This is a genomic window from Nocardioides sp. J54, from assembly GCF_000519005.1.
Classification (GTDB): Bacteria; Actinomycetota; Actinomycetes; order Propionibacteriales; family Nocardioidaceae; genus Nocardioides.
The window spans coordinates 1-20,712 of the sequence record NZ_JAER01000008.1 but is presented as its reverse complement, the minus strand read 5'-3'; the positions used below and the strand labels follow the sequence as shown (position 1 = coordinate 20,712).

Sequence of the window (20,712 nt, the reverse complement as noted above, 5' to 3'; positions counted from 1 at the left end):
ATGGCCACGATCAACCGCATCCTCGTCGCGAACCGCGGCGAGATCGCGCGCCGCGTCTTCCGCACCGCCCGCCGGCTCGGCATCGAGACGGTGGCGGTGCACTCCGACGCCGACGCCGGGCTGCCGTTCGTGCGGGAGGCCGACGCCGCCGTACGCCTGCCGGGGAGCACGCCGGCCGAGACCTACCTGCGCGGCGACCTCGTCATCGAGGCCGCCCGCCGTTCGGGCGCGGACGCGATCCACCCCGGCTACGGCTTCCTGTCGGAGAACGCCGCCTTCGCCCGCCAGGTCGTCGAGGCCGGGCTGACGTGGATCGGCCCGGAGCCGGACTCCATCGACCGGATGGGCTCGAAGATCGAGTCCAAGAAGCTGATGGAGGCCGCCGGCGTCCCGGTGCTCGGCAACCTCACCGTGGACACCGCCACCGAGGCCGACCTCCCGCTGCTCGTCAAGGCGTCCGCCGGCGGCGGCGGGCGCGGCATGCGCGTCGTCCGGTCGCTGGCCGACCTCGCCGGCGAGGTGGAGAAGGCCGCGGCCGAGGCGGAGTCCGCCTTCGGTGACGGCACCGTCTTCGTCGAGCCCTACGTCGAGCGCGGCCGCCACGTCGAGGTGCAGGTCGTCGGCGACGGCCGCGGCGGCGTGCTGGTGCTCGGCGAGCGCGACTGCTCGCTGCAGCGTCGCCACCAGAAGGTCGTCGAGGAGGCGCCCGCACCGGGGCTGACCGAGGAGGTCGCCGCTGCGCTGCACGAGGCCGCGCGCAAGGCCGCCGCGGCGATCAGCTACCGCGGCGCCGGCACGGTGGAGTTCCTCTACGACGCCGACACCCAGCGGTTCTTCTTCCTCGAGATGAACACCCGGCTCCAGGTCGAGCACCCCGTCACCGAGCAGGTGTACGGCGTCGACCTGGTCGAGCTGCAGGTCGCGGTCGCCGAGGGGCGCGACCTCCCCGAGGTCGACCCCCAGCCGGACGGGCACGCGATAGAGGTGCGCCTCTACGCCGAGGACCCGGCCGCCGACTACGCCCCGCAGACCGGTCGCCTGCTGGAGCTGGCCATCGAGCACGACGATGCGTTCGCGCTCGACCGGCACGGGGTCCGCCTCGACACCGGCTTCGAGTCCGGCGACGAGGTCGGCACCTTCTACGACGCGATGCTGTCCAAGGTGATCGCCTGGGCGCCGACCCGCGAGCAGGCCGCCCGTGCGCTGGCCCGCACCCTGGAGCGGGCGCGGATCCACGGGCTCACCACGAACCGGGACCAGCTGGTCGCCTCGCTGCGGCACCCGGCGTTCCTCGACGCCGCCGGCGTCGCGACGTCCTTCTACGCCGAGCACCCGGAGACGCTGGCGCCGGCTGCCGCCGACGACCTGCTGCCGTTCGTCGGTGCCGTCGCCCTGGCCGAGCACCGCCGCGTTCACGCCCGCGTGCAGTCGCGCATCCCGGCAGGCTTCCGCAACGTCCATGCCGGCCCGCGCTCGACCGTGCTCGGCGTGGGGTCCGAGGAGGTCGAGGTGCGCTGGCTCGGTGGCCGCGGGGGCTTCCGCCACGCCGACCGCGACGACGTCACCGTGCTCGAGGCGAGCCCCACCGGCGTCACCGTCGAGGTCGACGGCGTGACCCGCCGCTACGACGTACGCGTCATCGACGAGGCCGTCCTCGTCGACGGCCCGCGCGGCGGCGCCACCTTGCGGATCGTGCCGCGCTTCGTCGACCCGTCGACGCAGGTCGCCGCCGGCTCCCTGCTCGCGCCGATGCCCGGCAGCGTGGTCGACGTCCGCGCGGCCGTCGGCGACGTCGTGCAGGAAGGCCAGCCCATCCTCGTGATGGAGGCCATGAAGATGCAGCACACCATCGCGGCGCCCTACGCGGGCACCGTCACCGAGCTGTCGGCGAGCGCCGGTCAGCAGGTCGAGGCGGGCACCGTGCTCGCCGTCGTGGAACCGGTCGAGTCCGGGGACGAAAGAGAAGAGGAAGCATGACCGAGACGATGTTCACCGAGCCGGAGGAGCGCGTCGCGCTGCGCGAGGCGGTGACCAAGCTGGCTGCCAGGTACGGCCGTGAATTCGTCGAGAAGCAGGCCCGCGAGGGCGGCAAGATGACCGAGATGTGGCTCGAGATGGGCTCGGCCGGCTTCCTCGGCGTCAACATCCCCGAGGAGTTCGGCGGCGGTGGCGGCGGCATGGCCGACCTTGCCGCCGTGCTCGAGGAGACGGCCGCGGCCGGCACCCCGCTGCTCATGATGGTCGTCTCGCCGGCCATCTGCGGCTCGATCATCAGCCGCTGCGGCACCGACGAGCAGAAGAAGCGCTGGCTGCCGGGCATCGCCGACGGCACCCACCTGATGGCCTTCGGCATCACCGAGGCCGACGCCGGCTCGAACTCGCACAAGATCACCACCACCGCCGAGCGCGACGGCGACACCTGGGTGCTCAAGGGCCAGAAGACCTTCATCTCCGGTGTCGACGAGGCCCAGTCCGTGCTCATCGTGGCGCGCACCGCCGACGCCAGCACCGGCAAGCTCAAGCCGGCGCTCTTCGTCGTGCCGACCGACGCGGAGGGCTTCACCAAGCAGCCCATCCCGATGTCGTGGAGCGCCCCGGAGAAGCAGTTCACGCTCTTCCTCGACGACGTCCGGCTCCCCGCCGACGCGCTCGTCGGCGACGAGGACGGCGGCCTGTGGCAGCTGTTCGCGGGCCTCAACCCCGAGCGCATCATGGGCGCGGCCATGTCGTGCGGCCTGGCCCGCTACGCCCTCGACAAGGCCGTCGGCTACGCCAAGGAGCGCTCGGTCTGGAAGGACCAGCCGATCGGCTCCCACCAGGGCATCGCGCACCCGCTGGCGAAGGTGAAGATCGAGCTCGAGCAGGCCCGCCTGCTCTGGCAGAAGGCCGCCGCGCTCTACGACGCCGGCGACGACTTCACCGCCGGCGAGTACGCCAACATGGCCAAGTACGCCGCCGGCGAGATCGCCTGCAACGCGACCGACGTCGCCGTGCACACCCACGGCGGCAACGGCCTGACCGCGGAGTACGGCCTGGGCAACCTGCTCGTCGCCGCCCGCCTGGGCCGGATCGCCCCGGTGAGCCGGGAGATGATCCTGAACTTCGTCGCGATGCACTCGCTGGGTCTCCCCAAGTCGTACTGAGCTGATGGCGCGAGCGTGTCGCTCGTGCCTCGCTCCCTCCGCTCCGTCGGCCGGCGTCACTGCGCCGGCCGGCGGGGCGGGAGCCCGGGACAAATTCGCCGGTCGACCGGCGAAACTCATGCTTGACCGACGAAGTTTCATCGGTCAGGCGTGAGTTTTGTCGGTCAGGTCCGACAGTTTCGCCGGTCGACCGGCGAAACTGTCGCGGGCCGGCCACCCACCCGCCCGACCGGTTTCCGGGCACTCGTCCACAGGTCGTTGCGGTCGATGTCATAGGTTGCGTCGTGTGGGACTCGTCGGAGACATGGACCGTGGCCAGCGCCGCCACTCGGTCTTCGGCTTCCCGCTCGCGGTCATCTACAAGTTCTTCGACGACCAGGGGAACTACCTCGCCGCGATCCTGACGTTCTACGCGTTCCTGTCGATCTTCCCCCTGCTGCTGCTCGGCACCTCGATCCTCGGCTTCGTCCTCGAGGGCAACCCGCGGCTGCAGGAGCAGGTGCTCGACTCGGCGCTCGGCCAGTTCCCGATCATCGGTGACGCGCTCGGCCGGCCGGAGGGCATCCAGGGCTCGACCGGTGGTGTGGTCGTCGGTGCCCTCACCGCGCTGTACGGCGCCCTGGGGCTCGGGCTCGCGCTGCAGAACGTGCAGGCCGCGGCCTGGGCGGTGCCGCGCAACAGTCGGCCGCACCCGGTGATGACCCGGATCAACAGCCTGTTCATCCTGCTGGTCGCGGGGTCGGTCATCTTCACGATCTCGGTCGGCTCGGCGGTGCTCACCGAGACCGAGGTGATCGGCGAGCTCTCGGAGCACGGGTGGTTCCACTGGATCGTGCGCCTGCTGACCGTGCTGATCCTCGGCGCGACGATGACGGTGCTGCTGCGGATGGCCGCGGCGCGGGCGATCCGGGCCAACGTGATCCGCGCGGCGCCGGGCGGCTACACGATCGCCGTGCTGTGGCAGTTCCTGCAGTGGATCGGGACGATCTACGTCACCAAGGTGATCGCGAGCGCCGACCGCAACAACATGACCGAGACGTTCGGCGTCGTCCTCGGCCTGATGGGCCTGCTCTACATCGGCGCGATCATGGGCGTGCTCGGCATCGAGGTCAACGTGGTGCTCGCGCGGCGGCTGTGGCCGCGGGCGCTGCTCACGCCGTTCACCGACTCCGTCGACCTCACCGAGGCCGACCGGCGCGCCTACGCGATGTACGCGCAGATGCAGCGGCACAAGGGCTTCCAGACCGTCGCGGTGCGCTTCGAGGGCCGCGACGGCGACACCCACGACATCGTGCTCGACCCGCGCACCGAGAAGGTCATCAAGCAGCACCTCCCGGGGATGCCGCCGCGGCCGGAGGCGGTCGACGAGCCGACCCAGCCGTTCACCATCCCGCCCAAGTCCGACGCCTGAGGGCAGCCGGTCCGCTCAGTGCCGCAGGTGCCGGCGCAGCGTGCCGAGCACGTCCTCGTCCAGGCCGAGGCCCTCGCGCAGGTACGTCGCCCGGTCGCCGTACTCGTGGCGCAGCGCGGACAGGGCGGCCCGCAGGTAGGACGTGTCGACGACGAGCACGGGCTCGTAGACCGCGACGCCGTCGGGGCCGAGGTGGCGCTCGATCTCGGCCTCCGTGCGTGCGCGGCTGGCGGCGGTGAGCGCGTTGGTCAGCAGGTAGTCGGCCTCGATGGTGGCGTCGTCGACGCCGGCGAGGTGCAGCAGCATCGCGGCCACCCACCCGGTGCGGTCCTTGCCGCCGGAGCAGTGGAAGAGCTGCGGCCCGCCGGAGGCGAGCTGGCGCAGCACGCCGCCGAAGGCGGTCGTCGACTTCGGGCTGGTCACGAAACCGCGGTAGACCTCCTCCATCAGCTCGGCAGCGTCCTCGCGCGAGGCGAGGCCGGCGACCTGCTCCATCGGGATGCCGATCGCGTCGAAGTGCATCGCCTCCGCGCCGGGCACCTCCGGGTCGGGGTGCTGCTCGATCTCCGCCGGCGCCCGCAGGTCGATCACGGTCCGCAGCCCGATCGAGCTGAGCAGGCCGTGGTCCTCGTCGGTGAGCCGCAGGTCGTTGGAGCGGTAGAAGACGCCCGTGCGCAGGCGGCCGCCGTCGGCCGTCGCGTAGCCGGGGCCGGCGACGTCGCGGAAGTTGTCGGCCGAGGCCAGCCGGAGGTACTCCTCGCCCACGTGGTCGGTCACGGCAAGGAAGCCTAGGGCCGCGTGCAACCATTCCGGGGTCCCGGGCGGTGGAACACCACGTGAACACCATCCAGTCCCCGCCCCCGGCACAGGGATCGGCCCAGGGAACGGCGCCGGGAACCGCGCAGGGAAGACGGAGCACGCCAGGAGGAGCGATGCAGGCACGGGCCGACTTCGACGCCTTCGTCGCGGCCCGGTCGAGCGCGTTGCTGCGCACGGCGTACCTGCTCACCCGGGACCACGCGCTCGCCGAGGACCTCCTGCAGACCGCGCTCACCAAGGCGTGGTTCGCCTGGCGCCGCATCGACGGCGACCCGGAGCCGTACGTCCGCAGGATCCTGGTCAACACCTACGCCTCCTGGTGGCGGCGCAGGTGGAACGGCGAGCACGCCACGGACGAGCTGCCGGAGCCGACCGGCTCCGCGTCCTCCACGGGAGCCGAGCGCAGCGACGCCCGCCACGACCTCTGGACCGCGGTCGGCCGGCTCCCGCGCAGGCAGCGCGCGGTGGTGGTGCTGCGCTACTTCGAGGACCTCACCGAGGCGGAGACCGCCCGGGTCCTCGGCTGCAGCGTCGGCAACGTCAAGAGCCAGTGCAGCCGCGCCCTCGCCAAGCTCCGCATCGACCCCGCGCTCGCCCCTGAGGAGGACCGCGCATGAACACCCTCGACGACCTGCGGCAGGCGCTCGCCACGCACGCACCCGACGGCGACGACGGACTCGCCGCCCGACCCACCGAGGTCGCCCACCGCGTCCGCACGGTACGACGCCGCCGGCACGCCGTCGCCGCCCTGGCCGCCCTGGCCGTGGTCGGCGGCGGTGCCCTGGCCGTCGCCCTGCTCGGGCGGGACGCCGGTCCCGGCCCGGCCGACGACCCGGCGCCGACGGTCACCGACGGCAGCGTCGACCCCACCCGGGGCGCCGACGTCACCTTCCCGGCCGTGGTCGAGGGTGAGCCGCTGGTCTCGTCGGTGGTGGGCGAGCCGGGGGAGCGCGCGATCACCCGCGGGCTGGTGCTGCCGGCCGACGCGACCTTCACCGTCCACTGCACGACCACCGAGCCGGTCCCGGGGGACCGCCGGATGCCGTGGGTGACGGTGGAGCTCGACGGGTGGCACGTCTTCCAGGTGTCCTGCACGTCCGGTCCCGAGCCGGAGGACACCTTCGGTGCCTACTCCTTCAACCCCGAGGGCGGTGGCGACCGGCCCGGCATCCTGGTCTCGCGGACCCGGCCCGACGGCACCGAGCGCGACCGCTACGTCGCGCCCGGGCGCAACGTCGAGCTCACGGTCCGGCTGACCGACGCCGACGGGCGGCGCTACACCCGCGACGTCGGGGAGGTCCGGCTCGGGATCGGGGTCTACGGGACCCGGTGACCCCGGCGACCCCGGTCCTGCCGACGCGGGGGCCGCGGGAGGAAGAGCGGCGTGCGGGCGGCGTACTCCGGGTAGCCGGGACGCTTCATCATCGTCTGCTCGAGCAGGCGGGCGCCCGTGGCGTGGACCAGGAAGTACGTCATCACCGCCGGCGCCGCGACGGTCGCGAGGCCGACGACCCAGCCCGACGCGAGGCCGCCCGCGAGCCAGGTGCCCCACCACACGCACGAGTCGCCGAAGTAGTTCGGGTGCCGGGTCCACGCCCACAGGCCGGTGTCGAGCACCGGGGGCCGGCTCTCGCGGGGCTGGGCGCGGTAGGCCGACAGCTGCGCGTCACCGACCGCCTCGAAGACCAGGCCGACGGCCCAGACGACGACGCCCAGCACGACCACCGGCCACCACGCGACGTCCTGGACGACGCCGACCGCGACGGGCAGGGCGACGAACGCGAGGGCAGCGCCCTGGATGGCGAAGACCTTGCGCACGGCGCGGGCCATGCCGACCTCGGCGAGCGTGCCGCCGAGGAGCTTGACGTAGCGGGGGTCCTCGTCGCGGTGGCCCGCGCTGCGCCGGCCGATGTGGGCCGCCAGGCGCAGGCCCCAGACGGCGACCATCGCCACGACGATGCCGGTGCGCACGGCGTCACCGGCGTCGAGCAGCAGGGCCGCGGCGCCGGACGCGACGGCGGCCAGCACGAAGCCCAGCCCCCACGCCACGTCGACGATCGCCACCCGGCCCTGCCGGCGGGCGACGAGCGCGGTCCCCGTCATGACCAGCGCTGCCGCGGCAAGGGCGGCGAGGATCGAGATGAGCACGTTCACGAGGACCTCCTCCACGGCAGGCCGTGCGCCGCACCGGGACGCACGAGCAGGACCTGGTCGACGCCCATCCTGCCGTCGCGGAAGGCCATCGAGCCGCCGACGAGGTAGAGCCGCCACACGCGGACCAGCTCCTCGCCGACCAGTGCCGCCAGGGCGTCGACGTTCGCCTCGAACCGCTCGAGCCAGCCGGCGACGGTGAGCACGTAGTGCTCCCGCAGCGCGTGCACGTCGCGCGCCTCGAGGCCGGACGCCTCGAGCAGCGCGACCGTCTCCCCGACCGGGCGCATGTGCATGTCGGGGGCGATGAAGGACTCGATGAACGGTCCGCCGCCGGGCCAGCGGCCGCTGCGCGACATCTGCTGCACGAGGACCCGGCCACCGGGGCGGACCGCGTCGTGCAGCACCCGGGCGTAGGTCGGGTAGTTCGACTGGCCGACGTGCTCGCCCATCTCGAGGGAGGCGACGGCGTCGTACCGCTCGTCACCTGCCGCCGGGACCGCGTCGCGGTAGTCGCACAGCCGGATCTCGACGCGGTCGGCCACCCCGCGGCGCAGCGCGGTGTCGAGGTCGCCGCGCACCTCCAGCTCACCGGTGACGTAGGCCTGCGCCGCGCCGAGCTCGCCGGGGTGCCACAGCAGCCGGCGCAGCGCGTCCGGGGAGCGCAGCTCCACGACGGGGGCGACGTCGGGTCCGGCGGTGGAGCCGTCCCAGGCGACCAGCCGGACCGGCAAGTCACCCCCGACGAACGGGCGCAGCGCCCGCTCGAGGCGGGGCGCGACATCCGCGTCGCCGCCCGGGGCCGTCGGACCGCCGGACGGCTGCCGGGGCTGGAGGTGCACGACGTCGGGCAGGTCGGACATCACGCCTCCCGGGTGAACGTCAGCTGGTGGTTGTCGATGTAGCCCGACGTGAACCCGGCCCGGCAGTACTCCAGGTAGAAGTGCCACATCCGCACGAAGGTCTCGTCGAAGCCGAGCTCGGCGACGCGCCCACGGGAGGCGAGGAAGGCGAGGTCCCACCGGCGCAGCGTCGGGGCGTAGTGCGCACCCATCGCCAGCTCGTCGCTGACGTGCAGCGAGGTGTGCCGACCGATGACCTGGCGGATCGCCTCGACCGACGGCAGGGCACCGCCCGGGAAGATGTACTTGGTGATGAAGGTGTGCGTCGACCGGGTCGCCAGCATCCGCTCGTGGGACATCGTGATGCCCTGGATCGCGACCGCACCGCCCGGCGCGAGCACGTGGTCCAGCGTGCGGAAGTACGCCGGCCAGAACTCCCGCCCGACGGCCTCGATCATCTCGACGGACACCACCGCGTCGTACGCCCCGGCGGGCTCGTCCAGCAGGGCGCGGTAGTCGCACAGGTCGACCGAGACCCGCTCGGCGTGCCCGGCGGCGGCGATCCGCTCCCGGGCCAGCCGCTGCTGCTCCACGGACAGGGTGATCGAGCGGACGTCGGCGCCGCGGGCTGCGGCGCGGATCGCGAGCTCGCCCCAGCCGGTGCCGATCTCCAGCAGGCGGGTGCCCGCGGTGACGCCGGCCTGGTCGAGCAGCCGGTCGATCTTGCGGTGCTGCGCTGCCACGAAGTCCTCGGCGAGGGCGGTCTCGAGATCCTCGAAGAGGGCCGAGGAGTACGACAGCGTCGGGTCGAGGAAGGCCGCGAAGAGGTCGTTCGAGAGGTCGTAGTGGTGGGCCACGTTGGACTGCGTGTTCTCGCGGCTGCCCCGCTGGCTGCGCGGGCGGCGCGGTGCGACGACGGCACGGAGCTTCTGCAGCGAGGGCGGCACGAGGTGCGCCATGTCGGCGGCGAGCACCGTCAGGAACTCGCCGAGCACGCCGTCGCCGGGCGTGCCGTCCTCGGACCAGGCGCCGGTCATGTAGGCCTCGCCGAAGCCGATCAGCTTGTCGCGCCCGACGCGGGCGAAGAGCTCCGCCGGCCGGTGCACCACGATGCCGGGTCCGCCGAGGCCGAGGACCTCGGTCGTGCCGTCGGGGTGCTCGAGCCGCACGGTGACCTTGCGGCGGCCCAGCGCGGAGCGGAAGAGCCGCTCGGCGACGCGGGCGGCCACGCCTCCGGTCGACACCGGCTGCAGGCCGACCCAGGGCGAGGTGGGGAGGTGGTCGGTCACGGTCATGGGCGGAGGCCTTCCTCGAGCTCGCGGCGGCGCGGGGCCGCGGCGAGGGGACGGGGGTGGTGGTCAGGTCGGGGCTGCACCGGCAGCCGGCGCAGCCACAGCGCGACGCCGTGGGCGCGGATGAGCGCGGCGCCGCGCAGGCCGGCGAGGGCGAGCAGGGGCGGTCGCGCCGGCGCACCGAGGAGGCCGGCGTCGAAGCGGGCGCCGTCGGCGGTGCGCAGGCCGACGGCGAGCCGGAGGCGGCCGGTCGCCGGGTCCGGCGGGGGTGCGACGACCTCGTAGTGGCCGTCGACGCCGTGGAAGGGCGACACGTACATCGCCTTGTCCACCACGGCCCGGCCCCGCTCGTCGGTGTCGAGCAGGTAGGCGTGGCGGTCGCCGTAGGTGTTGTGCACCTCGACGACGGTGGCTGCGGGGCGGCCGCCTCCCTCCCGGTCGGCCCAGCACCAGTGGATCGAGATGGGGTTGAAGCAGTGACCGTACGCCCGGGGGAGCGCGGCCATCAGCGCGCGGCCGCCCCGCAGGTCGATGCCGTGCGCGGCCAGGAACCGGTCCAGGCCCTCGCGCACGGAGGTCGTGTCACCGTCGAAGTGGTCGCGGCCCAGGAACCGGCCGCGACCGCCGGGCACCCGGCCGTCGGGACCGACCTGGTCGAGGTCGACGACCCAGGTGCGGGTGCGGTGCTCGAAGGAGCTCTCCACCGGCTCGCGACGCTGGTGCACCAGGGAGGCGCGGTACGACGTGGCGGCGGGACGACGGCCTCGCACCTCGACCACCGGACGGGACCAGGCCAGGCCGAGGCGCTCGGCGGCGGCGAGGCCGGAGCGGGCGCCGTCCTCGTGGAAGCCCCAGCCGTGGTAGGCGCCGGCGAAGACGACGTGGTCGCTGTCGATCTCCGGCAGCCGGCGCTGGGCGGCGACCGAGGAGGGCGTGTAGAGCGGGTGCGCGTAGTCGCGGCGCACGAGCACCGTGTCCGGGTCGACGAGGTCCTCCCCGCCGAGGGTCACCAGGTAGCGGGTGTCGGTGGGCAACCGCTGCAGCCGGGTCATGTCGTAGGTGACGAGCACACCGGCCCGGTCCGCGGCGGGACGGCGGAAGTTCCACGACGCGTGCGCGTCGGCGACGCCGGGCATCAGCCGGGTGTCGGTGTGCAGCAGCGCGGTGTTGGGGCTGTACGGCATCGCGCCGAGCACCTCGCGCTGCGCCGGGGTCGGGTCGGCGAGCAGCCGCAGGGCCTGGTCGGGGTGCGTGGCGACCACGACGGCGTCGTACACCTCGGTGCCGCGGTCGGTGACGACCTCGACGACGTCGGCGGTCTCCCGCACGGAGTGGACCGGGCTGCCGGTGCGGACGTCGGCGCCGCGCTCGCGCAGCGTCGCGGCGACCGCGTCGACGTAGGTGCGCGAGCCGCCGGCGACGGTGCGCCAGGTGGGCGAGCCGAAGACCTGCAGCATCCCGTGGTGGGAGAGGAAGGCGAAGAGGTAGGCCGCCGGGTAGTCCAGCGCGGTGTCGGGGTCGCACGACCACACGGCCGCCACCAGCGGCTCCATGAAGTGGCGGCGGAAGTACGGCGAGAAGCGGCCGGCGTCGAGGAACTCCGCGAGCGTCGTCGGGTCGGCGGCCGGGTCCGCGGCGGCGTCGAGCAGGCGCCGGGCGCGGCGGTGGAAGCGTGGCACCTCGCCCAGCATCCGCAGGTAGCGGGGGTTGCGGTGGTTGCCGGCGCCCGCGGGGAAGACACCGCGGCGGCCGAGCGCGCCGGCCCACTCCAGGCCGGTCTCCTCGTCGCTGATCGACATCGACATCTCCGACTCCAGGGTCGCGACGCCGAGCTCGTCGAAGAGTCGCAGCAGGGTCGGGTAGGTGCGGCGGTTGTGCACGATGAAGCCGCTGTCGATGCGCAGCTCGCGGCCGGTCGGGTCGACCACGTCGTGGGTGTCGGCGTGCCCGCCGAGCCGGTCGTCGGCCTCGAGGAGCGTGACGTGGGCGCCGTTCGCGGGGTGCGAGGCGACGTGTGCCGCGGTGAGGCCGGCGACGCCGGAGCCCACCACGGCGACGCGCCGCGGTGTCGTCGGGGTCCTCATCACGTGTCCAGGGAGAGCACGGCGATGGGCTCGGACGTCGGCTCCGGCGACCCGCCGTCCGGCTCGACCGTGATGCCGACGGCGGTGGCCTCGGAGGCGTCGCCGTCGAGCAGCAGGGTGGTGTCGGGGTCGTCGGGCATCAGGCCGGCGGGGACCATCGACCCCTGCGGCGTCTGCAGCCAGATCTCGTAGACCTTGCCCTCGGGGGCCGGTGCCATGTCCTCGGTGACGATCACGGCGCGGCCTTCGCTGCGCGAGAGGACGACCGTGGCCCGGGAGCCGTCGGGGAACTCCTGCTGGACGCGGGTCGCGTCCTCGGCGGCCAGCACCCGCTGCTCGGGGGTGAGCTGCTGCGGGTCGTCGGCCCAGGGCCGGACCAGCGCGGTGCCGACGGCGAGCAGCAGGACGGCGGCCGCGGCGACGAGCAGCGGGGTGCGGCCCAGGCGGTGCAGCAGCGAGTGGCGGGTACGACGGCCGGCGAGCTCGTCGTCCTCCGCGGCCGCGTGGTCGCCGGGGCGGCGGTCGGTGCGGTCCTCGGGGCGGTCCTCGGTGATCGGCGGCAGCGGGCGGATCGCACCGATGCCGGAGAGCACGGCGTCGCGGACGGAGGAGGGGGGCTCGACCTCGTCGGTGCCGAGCAGGGCGGCCGCCTCCTGGAGGCTGGCCACCTCCTCACGGCACCCGGCGCAGTCGGCGAGGTGGGCCTCGAAGCGGGCCCGCTCGTCGGCGTCGAGCGCGTCGAGCGCGTAGGCGCCGGAGAGGGCGTGCAGGTCGTGATCGGTCATGTTCCTACTCCGATCGAGTCGCGCAGGCGGATCAATCCGTCGCGGATCCGTGTCTTCGCCGTCCCGACCGGCAGGTCGAGCAGCGCGGCCACCTCGGTGTGGGTGTAGCCGCCGAAGTACGCCAGCTCGATGGCCTCGCGCTGGACGTCGGTCAGGCTGGCGAGCGCGGCGCGGACCCGGGCCGCCTCCAGGGAGGCGGTCGCGGCCTCGGCCGTCTCGTCGTGGGGGACGGAGCGGTTGGTCTCCTCGTAGACCACGTCCCGCCGGGAGGCGGCCTCGGCGCTGCGCACCCGGTCCACCGCCTTGCGGTGGGCGATGGTCATCAGCCAGGCCAGGGCACTGCCGCGCGTGGCGTCGTACCGGCTGGCCTGGCGCCAGACCTCGAGGAAGACCTCCTGGGTGACCTCGTCGGACTGCGCCCGGTCGCGGACCACGCGCACGACCAGGCCGTGCACGCGGGCGGCGGTGGCGTCGTAGAGCTCGGCGAACGCGGCCTCGTCACCGCGGGCCGAGCGCTTCAGCAGCGCGCCGAGGTCGGGGCCGGCGCCGGCCGGCGCCCCCGCGAGGGGGACGCCGGCCGGGTCGTCGGGGACCGCATCCATCTGCTGATCCTTCCAGAGGTACCGAAGGGCTGACGAGGTCACTTGACCCCGGTGAGCACCTTGTCGATCACGTAGACGGTGGCGTTCGCGGTCGGGATGTTGCCGCAGAGCACGTTCGCCGTGACGGTGCCGTCGGTGACGGTCATGCCCGAGGCGGGGTCGCCGTCCACGGTCAGCTGGTCGCCGGCGAGGGTCTCGTGGTCGCCGACGACCGCGTCGGCGGTGGCGTTGGCGCCGACCACGTGGTGGGCGAGGATCTTGTAGAGGGTGCTCTTGTCACCCTTCTGCTGGCCCTCCTCGACGAGGCCGTTGAGGTCCTCCTCGGGGATCTCGGCGAACGCGTCGTCGTACGGCGCGAAGACGGTGAGCTCCTCGGCGCCGTTGAGGGTGTCGGCCAGGCCGTCGATGCTCGTCACGGCGGTGACCAGCGTGCTGAGCAGCGGGTTGTTGCTCGCGGCGGTGGCGACCGGGTCGTCGACCATGCCGTCGAGCGAGCCCTCGCCCTCGGTGGGGACGGCGGAGCAGGCGGGGCCGAACACCTCGGCGTTGCCGCCCTCGGCCATCGCGTCCTCGGCGCCGGCGTCCTCGGAGGTCTCGGAGGAGGTGGTGTCGGAGCCGCCGGTGGGCTCGTCGTCCTCGCTGCTGCAGGCGGCGAAGGTGGCGCTGAGGGCGATGACGGCGATGCCGACACCGGTGGTGCGGCGGAGCTTCTGGAGCTTCATGGGGGTGCCTTCCGTAGGGGCGTGGACGGGGTCTCGTGTGTTCTTCGGAGCCGCCGCTCCGGCGGATGGGGCCGGCGCGAACTTTTTCTGACGGGCTGGTCGGGGGCTGCCCGGGAGCGGGTCAGGACACGGTCACGATGAGCTCGTGCAGGCCGCTGGCGCCGTCGGGGAAGGGCTCGGCCCGCACGGCCGGCTGGGGCTCGCCGTCGCCGGAGACGGCGCGCACCGCGATCCGGTGGGACCCCGGGGTGGCCGGCCAGCGGAGGAACCACTGCCGCCAGTAGTCGTCGCCGCCGTCGGGGCCGAGCTGCGTGTCGCGCCACGGGCCGCCGTCGATGCGCACCTGCACCGTCGCGATCCCGCCGCGCTCCTGGGCCCAGGCGACGCCGCCCACGACGACGTCGCCGGCGTCGAGCTGCGCCAGCGCCCGAGGCGTGTCGATCCGGGCGGCGATCTTGATCGGCGCGTCGGTCGCCCAGCCGCGGGCGGTCCAGTACGCCTCCCGCTCGGCGTAGGTGGTCAGGGTGAGCCGGGAGAGCCACTTCGTGGCGCTGACGAACCCGTAGAGACCGGGGACCACCATCCGCACCGGGAAGCCGTGCTCCCGCGGCAGCGGCTCGCCGTTCATCCCGACCGCGAGCAGCGCGTCGCGGCCGTCGGTGGCGAGCGCCAGCGGGGTGCTGATCGTCATCCCGTCGACGTCGGTGGACAGCAGCTGGTCCGCGGAGGTGCCGGCGATCCCGGCCAGGTCGAGCACGTCGGTGAGCCGGACGCCCAGCCAGCGCGCGCCGCCGACGTACGGGCCGCCGACGCTGTTGGAGACGCAGGTCAGCGTGATGTCGCGCTCGACCAGGGGCATGGCGAGCAGGTCGTCGAAGGTCAGCGTGACCTTCCTCGCGACGTCGCCGTCGATGGTGAGCGTCCAGTCGTCGGTGCTCACCACGGGCACGTCGAGGCGGGTGTCGACGCGGTAGAAGTCGGCGTTGGCGGTGCGGAAGGGCGTGATGCCCGGGACCTGGTCGTCCAGGCCCCGGGGGAGCGCAGGCGCGGCGTCGGCCGGCGCGGGCAGGGCGACGTCCTCGGGGCGGGCCCGCAGCGAGGCGACCACCCGGCCGGCGAAGCCGCCGACCGCCGCGGTGGCGCCCAGCGCGGCGGCGGTGACCAGCAGGGTGCGCCGGCTGCCGTCCCCCGCGTCGCCGGCCCGCCCGGACTCGCGGTGGGCGCGGGCCAGCAGGGCCAGCGCGGCCGGACCGGCCACGGCTGCGACCAGCGCCGGCAGCAGGTCGACGGCACCGGCCTCGGGGCGGCTGACGACCGCGGCGGCGGCGACCAGCACCAGCCCGAGCAGCACCGCCGCCCCGGCCCGAGGTCGCCGCCGGGCGACCAGCCCGGCGACGGCGGCGAGCACGAGCACGCCGGCCAGCACGGAGCCGACGAGCACCGCCTTGTCGGCGCTGCCGAACTGCCGGATCGCCCACTCCTTGGCCGGGGCGGGCGTCAGGTCGACGACCGCGGAGCCGACGGCCAGCACCGGCGACGCCGCCGGGTCGGTCAGGGCGGCGGCGAGGTGCGCGAGCCCCACCCCGGCCAGGGTCGCCAGCACGCCGTATGCCGCCCAGGGCAGTCGTGTCCTCATGGGGGTGCTTCGGAGCCGACCGGGTCGGCGGATGTCCGGGGTCGCCCGGACCGGGTCAGTGGTCCTCGGCCTCCGGCGCGTCGCGCGGCTCGGCGGGCTCGGGCGGCGCGACCTCGGTGGCGATGTGCACCAGCGCGTCACCCGCGTGGACGATCGGGGCGCGGGTCAGGCCGATCACGATCCCGGCGCGGTCCGCGTGCACGAGGCGCACCCGCCGCCCGAAGGTGTCGGAGAGGCCGCCCAGCCGCTGGCCCTCCTCGACCCACTCGCCGAGGTGCACGTCGAGGTGCAGGATCCCGGTCCCGCGGGCCCGGACCCACGTGCTCGAGCGTGCCTCGACCACCGTGGGGAGCTGCTCGTCGTCGGACTCGGCGTCGATCATGTCGAGCGCGGCCAGCACGCGGCGCACCCCGCGCACCCCGACGGCGATCGCGTCCTCGTCGAAGCGCAGCGCCTCACCGGCCTCGTAGAGCAGCACGGTCGCCCCGCGGTCGCGCGCCGCCTGGCGCAGCGAGCCGTCGCGCAGGCGGGCGTGCAGCATCACCGGCGCACCGAAGGCCTCGGCGAGCTCCCGGGTGCGCGGGTCGTCGAGGTCGGCGCGGATCTGCGGCAGGTTGGTCCGCCGGTCGGCGGCGGTGTGCAGGTCGATGCCGACGTCGCACTTGCTGACGACCTCGGTCATGAACAGGTGCGCGATCCGGCTCGCGAGCGACCCGCGCGCCGAGCCCGGGAACGAGCGGTTGAGGTCGCGGCGGTCCGGCAGGTAGCGGTCGCCGCTCATGAACCCGAGCACGTTGACCACCGGGACGGCGACCAGCGTGCCGCGGAAGGTGCGGGCGGACAACGTCGCCATCGCCTGCCGGATCACCTCGACGCCGAGCACCTCGTCGCCGTGGATCGCCGCGTTCACCCACACGGTCGGGCCGTCGGCGCGGCCGTGCACGACCCGCACGGGCAGGCTCACGTCACCGCCGGTCACCAGCCGGGTGATCGGGAGCTCGACCTCCTTGGTCGACCCGGCGCGGACCCGGACGTTGCCGATCGCGAAGGACTCACGCAGGGCCACGCGGCACCCCCGTCGCGACGCCGCGGTTCTTGCGGCGCACCTTCCGGGGCGGGCGCCCGCCGAGGTAGGAGTGGCCGGAGTCGACGAGGAAGCCCTGCCGCAGCGCCTCGCGCCCGACGAGCATCCGGAAGCCCATCTCGTCGCGCCGGGTCAGCGTCACCTCGGTGGTGACGGTGCGGCCGAGGAGCTCGAGCTCGGTCAGCACGACGAAGCGCTCCTGGGTGTGGCCCGTCGAGCTGCGGACGGTACGACGGTCGTGGACCGGGCACTCGACGTACACCGCGTCCTCCGCCGAGCGCTGCCACGGGTGGACCGAGAAGCGCACCCACGTCTCACCGCCCCGCTCGAAGTGGGCGAGGTCGAAGGCGTGCAGCGCGGAGGTCCGCGCGCCGGTGTCGAGCTTGGCCTTCACCGGGCCCACGCCCAGGCCCGGGAGGCGCACCCACTCGCGCCAGCCGGCGACGACCGGCGGGCTGCTTGAATGGGTGCTGGCCACCCTGACATCCAAGCAGGCACTCCTACCCGCGGAACGAAGTCCCAGGAATGAAGCTTGCGATCCTCTCGCGCGCACCCCGGTCCTACAGCACCCAGCGGCTGCGCACCGCCGCGCTCGACCGCGGCCACCAGGTGAAGGTGCTCAACACCCTGCGCTTCGCGATCGACCTGTCCGGCGACGAGCCGGACCTGCAGTTCCGCGGCAAGCAGCTGTCCGACTACGACGCCGTGCTGCCACGCATCGGCAACTCGATCACCTACTTCGGCACCGCCGTCGTCCGGCAGTTCGAGCAGATGGACGTCTACACGCCCAACACCGCGAACGGCATCTCGAACTCCCGCGACAAGCTGCGCGCCTCGCAGATCCTGTCCCGCCACAACATCGGGATGCCGGCGACCACCTTCGTCCGCGACCGCGCCGACGTGATCCCCGCGATCGAGCGCGTCGGCGGCGCCCCGGTCGTGATCAAGCTGCTCGAGGGCACGCAGGGCATCGGCGTCATCCTCGCCCCGGACATCAAGGTCGCCGAGGCGATCATCGAGACCCTGCAGAGCACGAGGCAGCAGGTGCTCATCCAGCGCTTCGTCGCCGAGAGCCGCGGCCGCGACATCCGCGCCCTCGTCGTCGGCGACCGGGTCGTCGCCGCGATGCGCCGGGTCGCCCAGGGCGACGAGTTCCGCTCCAACGTGCACCGCGGCGGCAGCGTCGAGCCGGTCTCCCTCGACCCCGAGGCCGAGCGCACCGCCGTACGCGCCGCGCAGATCATGGGCCTCAAGGTCGCCGGCGTCGACATGCTCGAGGCCGACGAGGGTCCGCTGGTCATGGAGGTCAACTCCTCCCCGGGCCTGGAGGGCATCGAGCAGGCCACCAAGCTCGACGTCGCCGGCGCGATCATCGACTACATCGACAACCAGGTCGCCTTCCCGCAGATCGACGTCCGCGAGCGGCTCTCGGTCTCGACCGGGTACGGCGTCGCCGAGCTCGTCGTCCACGGCGACGCCGACCTCGTCGGCAAGTCCATCGGCGACTCCGGCCTGCGCGACCGCGACATCTCCGTGCTCACCCTCCACCGCGGCACCGTGGTCATCCCGAACCCCTTCCCGCACCACGTGCTCGAGGCCGAGGACCGGTTGCTCTGCTTCGGCAAGCTCGAGGAGATGCGCTCGATGATCCCCGCCCGCCGCAAGCGGACCCGGGTCAAGAAGCTGCCCCGCAAGCCGATCCACGAGGGCTGATCCGGCACGCGGTGCCGGGACCCACGTTCGCGGGTGGTCGCGCGGCGCGGATCCGGCAGGATGGCGCCCATGACTGACGCACCTGCCGAGCTCGTCCACCTCGACGTCGCCGACGGCGTCGCGACGATCACGCTCGACTCGCCGCACAACCGCAACGCGCTCTCGCGCCAGCTCGTCACCGAGCTGGTCGACCGGCTCACGAGGGCTGACGAGGACGACAGCGTCCGGGTCGTGCAGCTGCGCTCGTCCGGCCGGGTGTTCTGCTCCGGCGCCGACCTGTCCGAGGCCTCCACCGTGCCGATGCACGAGGGAGCCCGCGCGATCGTCGCCGTCCAGCGCCAGATCGTCGCGCTGACCAAGCCGGTCGTCACCGTCGTCGAGGGCGCGGCGCGCGCCGGCGGCATCGGGATCGTCGCCGCCTCCGACGTCGTGGTCGTCGCCGAGGACGCCACCTTCGCGCTCACCGAGGTGAAGCTCGGCCTCACCCCGGCCGTCATCTCGCTGACCGTCTTCCCGCGGCTCACCCCGCGCGGCCTGGCCTGGACCGCCCTGGGCGGCGAGGTGTTCAGCGGCACCGAGGCCCGCGACTACGGCCTGGCCACCTTCGCAGTCCCCGCCGCGGAGCTGCAGGCCACCGTCGACGACGTCGTCGCCAAGATCGCCACGGGTGCCGCGCAGGGGCTGCGCGAGACCAAGAAGCTCGTCGGCGCCGAGCTGCTCGAGCGGATCGACGCGAAGGGCGAGGAGCTGGTCGAGCTCAGCGCCCGCCTCTTCGGCTCCGACGAGGCCCGCGAGGCGATGACCGCGTTCCTCAACCGCAAGAAGGGCTGACCCGCCGGCCGGCCCGGGTGGGCCGGGTCAGGTGGGCCGGGTCAGGTGCCGCGCAGCTTGTCGACGAACGTCGCACCGACCCGGTCCGCCAGCCCGGCCAGCGCCGCGTCCAGGTCGTCGGCGACCACCACGTCGTCGAGCACGTCCTGCCGCACGAAGCCCGCGTCCACCAGTCCCTGCAGCGCACCGAGCAGGGGCTGCCAGAAGCCCTTGGTGTCGAAGAAGCACACCGGGTCGTCGTTGAACCCGATCTGCCGCCAGCTCCACACCTCGACGATCTCCTCGAGCGTCCCCAGCCCGCCCGGCAGGCAGAGGAAGGCGTCCGCCTTCTCCGCCATCAACGCCTTCCGCTCGTGCATCGTCTCCACCACGTGCAGCTCGGTGAGGTCCGCGCGCCCCCACTCCCGCTCGACCATGCTGCGGGGGATCACCCCGATCACCTCGCCGCCCGCCTCGAGCGCGCCGTCCGACACCGCCCCCATCAGCCCGTGCCCGCCGGCGCCGTAGACCAGGCCGATCCCGCGTTCCGCAAGACCCCGCCCCACGTCGTACGCCGCCCGGACCAGGTCCTCGTCCGTGCCGGTGGAGGAGGCGCAGAAGACGGCTACTCGTCGGAGCTCGCGTGCCATGCGGGACAGGCTAGGGGGTTGGTGCTGCTCGGGCTTCGGTTGCGTAGCCGGTGCAGGTGGAACAGTCCTCCGCATCGGCGAGAGCGCCGGACTCGGGGCAGCTCCCCCGAGGCTGCGGCTTCCCAGCCGGCACAGTGCCGAAAGGGCAGCGACGAGGACGGCTGGGTAGGTGGTCGGGCCCGGCGGTCGGCTTGCGGTCCGGCAGCTTCGTGGCGGATGCCTGCGAGCTTCGGTCGCGCAACCGGTACAGCTGCGAGAGGCAGCGACGAGGAGGCTGGGTGGGTGGTCGGGTCCGGCGGTCGGCTTGCGGTTGGGTAGGCGGTCGTCGTGGTCCCGGACAGGCTGCGGTCACGAGCCGGTACAGCTCCGAGAGGCAGCGACGAGAAGCTGGGTGGGTGGTCGGGTCCGGCGGTCGGCTTGCGGCTGGGTAGGCGGTCGTGGGCTGGTCTTGCTGGGGGCTCAACTCCCGGTGGTTGAGGTGCGACGAGCGCTAGCGAGGAGCCTCGAAACCTCCGGGCGTTGCTGGCGGGCTGCGCCCGGCACAGTCCGGTGCACCGGGCCACTGGTTTCGAGGCTCGGCGCTGGGGCGCCTCGCACCTCAACCAGCGGCGGTTGATCGCTGTCGGCACGGACAGCGTCGGCGCCGCCGCTGCGCGGCTGCAGCCCTCCTCCGGAGGTCGTGCACGTCCCCGCGCTCGCGGCTCACTTCCCGCGCCAGCTCCGGTGGTTGAGGTGCGACGAGCGCTAGCGAGGAGCCTCGAAACCACCGGGCGTTCAAGGCAGGCTGTGGATCGTAGATTCTGGAGAATCCCCAGTCCACAGGCGGGTTTCCGGCGAATCAAAGTGTCGGTGGTCTCTGGAAGAATCCAGTCATGGAGCTCGGAACCAGCACCCCGTCGACAGCATCACTGCTGTCGACGATCGCTGAGAACACCGAGACCCGGCATCAGCTCGAGATCGACGAGTGG

Annotated in this window: 19 protein-coding genes; 7 read left to right on the top strand and 12 right to left on the bottom strand. The window is 73.5% G+C overall.

The genetic code is table 11. The features are described 5' to 3' along the window. The 3 genes from NOCJ54_RS0107650 (at position 1) to NOCJ54_RS24445 (ending at position 4,554) form a co-directional block, all read left to right on the top strand. The gene (locus NOCJ54_RS0107650) at positions 1 to 1,977 is read left to right on the top strand and encodes an ATP-binding protein (protein WP_036517226.1); all 1,977 of its coding nucleotides are present in this window, start codon (positions 1 to 3) and stop codon (positions 1,975 to 1,977) included. Next, complete coding sequence (locus NOCJ54_RS0107645) at positions 1,974 to 3,143, top strand: acyl-CoA dehydrogenase family protein (protein WP_028655032.1); 1,170 nt, start codon at positions 1,974 to 1,976, stop codon at positions 3,141 to 3,143. The genes NOCJ54_RS0107650 and NOCJ54_RS0107645 overlap by 4 nt, the downstream gene beginning before the upstream one ends. A 286-nt stretch (positions 3,144 to 3,429) precedes the next feature. Further along, positions 3,430 to 4,554, top strand: a complete 1,125-nt coding sequence (locus tag NOCJ54_RS24445; RefSeq protein WP_232221709.1) for a YihY/virulence factor BrkB family protein — start codon at positions 3,430 to 3,432, stop codon at positions 4,552 to 4,554. Positions 4,555 to 4,569: 15 nt separating this feature from the next. On the opposite strand, the gene NOCJ54_RS24440 is transcribed toward NOCJ54_RS24445, so the two are convergent. Further along, a complete protein-coding gene (locus NOCJ54_RS24440; RefSeq protein ID WP_051485587.1) occupies positions 4,570 to 5,331 on the bottom strand; it encodes a tyrosine-protein phosphatase in 762 nt (253 codons plus the stop codon). A gap of 155 nt (positions 5,332 to 5,486) precedes the next feature. On the opposite strand from NOCJ54_RS24440, the gene NOCJ54_RS0107630 reads away from it, so the two are divergent. Together NOCJ54_RS0107630 and NOCJ54_RS0107625 are read left to right on the top strand one after the other, a co-directional pair. Next, entirely contained in the window at positions 5,487 to 5,990 is a 504-nt protein-coding gene (locus tag NOCJ54_RS0107630; protein ID WP_028655031.1) for a SigE family RNA polymerase sigma factor, read from the top strand. Next, entirely contained in the window at positions 5,987 to 6,706 is a 720-nt protein-coding gene (locus NOCJ54_RS0107625) for a hypothetical protein (protein WP_028655030.1), read from the top strand. The genes NOCJ54_RS0107630 and NOCJ54_RS0107625 overlap by 4 nt, the downstream gene beginning before the upstream one ends. Here NOCJ54_RS0107625 and NOCJ54_RS0107620 read toward each other — a convergent pair. The 10 genes from NOCJ54_RS0107620 to NOCJ54_RS0107575 all read right to left on the bottom strand — a co-directional run bounded on the left by NOCJ54_RS0107620 (position 6,691) and on the right by NOCJ54_RS0107575 (position 17,049). Next, positions 6,691 to 7,527 carry a DUF1295 domain-containing protein gene (locus tag NOCJ54_RS0107620; RefSeq protein ID WP_028655029.1) on the bottom strand — a complete coding sequence of 279 codons (837 nt, stop codon included), beginning with the start codon at positions 7,525 to 7,527 and terminating at the stop codon, positions 6,691 to 6,693. The two genes, NOCJ54_RS0107625 and NOCJ54_RS0107620, sit on opposite strands and share 16 nt — an antisense overlap. After that, positions 7,524 to 8,387, bottom strand: a complete 864-nt coding sequence (locus NOCJ54_RS24435; protein WP_051485585.1) for a class I SAM-dependent methyltransferase — start codon at positions 8,385 to 8,387, stop codon at positions 7,524 to 7,526. Before NOCJ54_RS24435 ends, NOCJ54_RS0107620 begins: the two co-directional genes overlap by 4 nt. Beyond that, positions 8,387 to 9,661 (bottom strand): class I SAM-dependent methyltransferase, encoded by a 1,275-nt coding sequence (locus tag NOCJ54_RS0107610; RefSeq protein WP_028655028.1) that lies wholly within the window; start codon positions 9,659 to 9,661, stop codon positions 8,387 to 8,389. The genes NOCJ54_RS24435 and NOCJ54_RS0107610 overlap by 1 nt, the downstream gene beginning before the upstream one ends. Then, positions 9,658 to 11,742 (bottom strand): FAD-dependent oxidoreductase, encoded by a 2,085-nt coding sequence (locus NOCJ54_RS28120; RefSeq protein ID WP_051485584.1) that lies wholly within the window; start codon positions 11,740 to 11,742, stop codon positions 9,658 to 9,660. The genes NOCJ54_RS0107610 and NOCJ54_RS28120 overlap by 4 nt, the downstream gene beginning before the upstream one ends. Beyond that, positions 11,742 to 12,527, bottom strand: coding sequence for an anti-sigma factor (locus NOCJ54_RS0107600; protein ID WP_028655027.1), 786 nt, complete (start codon positions 12,525 to 12,527; stop codon positions 11,742 to 11,744). Before NOCJ54_RS0107600 ends, NOCJ54_RS28120 begins: the two co-directional genes overlap by 1 nt. Then, positions 12,524 to 13,129, bottom strand: coding sequence for an ECF RNA polymerase sigma factor SigK (gene sigK / locus NOCJ54_RS0107595; RefSeq protein ID WP_028655026.1), 606 nt, complete (start codon positions 13,127 to 13,129; stop codon positions 12,524 to 12,526). The genes NOCJ54_RS0107600 and sigK overlap by 4 nt, the downstream gene beginning before the upstream one ends. 38 nt (positions 13,130 to 13,167) lie before the next feature. After that, positions 13,168 to 13,851: a fasciclin domain-containing protein gene (locus NOCJ54_RS0107590; protein WP_028655025.1), complete on the bottom strand. Its 684-nt coding sequence runs from the start codon at positions 13,849 to 13,851 to the stop codon at positions 13,168 to 13,170. Between the two features lie 121 nt (positions 13,852 to 13,972). After that, positions 13,973 to 15,487, bottom strand: coding sequence for a molybdopterin-dependent oxidoreductase (locus NOCJ54_RS0107585; RefSeq protein WP_028655024.1), 1,515 nt, complete (start codon positions 15,485 to 15,487; stop codon positions 13,973 to 13,975). Positions 15,488 to 15,542: 55 nt separating this feature from the next. Beyond that, positions 15,543 to 16,553, bottom strand: a complete 1,011-nt coding sequence (locus NOCJ54_RS24425; protein WP_036517220.1) for a succinylglutamate desuccinylase/aspartoacylase family protein — start codon at positions 16,551 to 16,553, stop codon at positions 15,543 to 15,545. Then, complete coding sequence (locus NOCJ54_RS0107575) at positions 16,540 to 17,049, bottom strand: ATP-dependent zinc protease family protein (RefSeq protein WP_028655023.1); 510 nt, start codon at positions 17,047 to 17,049, stop codon at positions 16,540 to 16,542. Before NOCJ54_RS0107575 ends, NOCJ54_RS24425 begins: the two co-directional genes overlap by 14 nt. A 47-nt stretch (positions 17,050 to 17,096) precedes the next feature. On the opposite strand from NOCJ54_RS0107575, the gene NOCJ54_RS0107570 reads away from it, so the two are divergent. Both NOCJ54_RS0107570 and NOCJ54_RS0107565 read left to right on the top strand, forming a co-directional pair. Beyond that, positions 17,097 to 18,284, top strand: coding sequence for a RimK family alpha-L-glutamate ligase (locus NOCJ54_RS0107570; RefSeq protein ID WP_028655022.1), 1,188 nt, complete (start codon positions 17,097 to 17,099; stop codon positions 18,282 to 18,284). Positions 18,285 to 18,353: 69 nt separating this feature from the next. After that, positions 18,354 to 19,115 carry an enoyl-CoA hydratase-related protein gene (locus NOCJ54_RS0107565; RefSeq protein WP_332248987.1) on the top strand — a complete coding sequence of 254 codons (762 nt, stop codon included), beginning with the start codon at positions 18,354 to 18,356 and terminating at the stop codon, positions 19,113 to 19,115. Positions 19,116 to 19,156: 41 nt separating this feature from the next. On the opposite strand, the gene NOCJ54_RS0107560 is transcribed toward NOCJ54_RS0107565, so the two are convergent. Then, positions 19,157 to 19,744 (bottom strand): TIGR00730 family Rossman fold protein, encoded by a 588-nt coding sequence (locus tag NOCJ54_RS0107560; protein ID WP_028655020.1) that lies wholly within the window; start codon positions 19,742 to 19,744, stop codon positions 19,157 to 19,159. Positions 19,745 to 20,712: the final 968 nt, after the last annotated feature.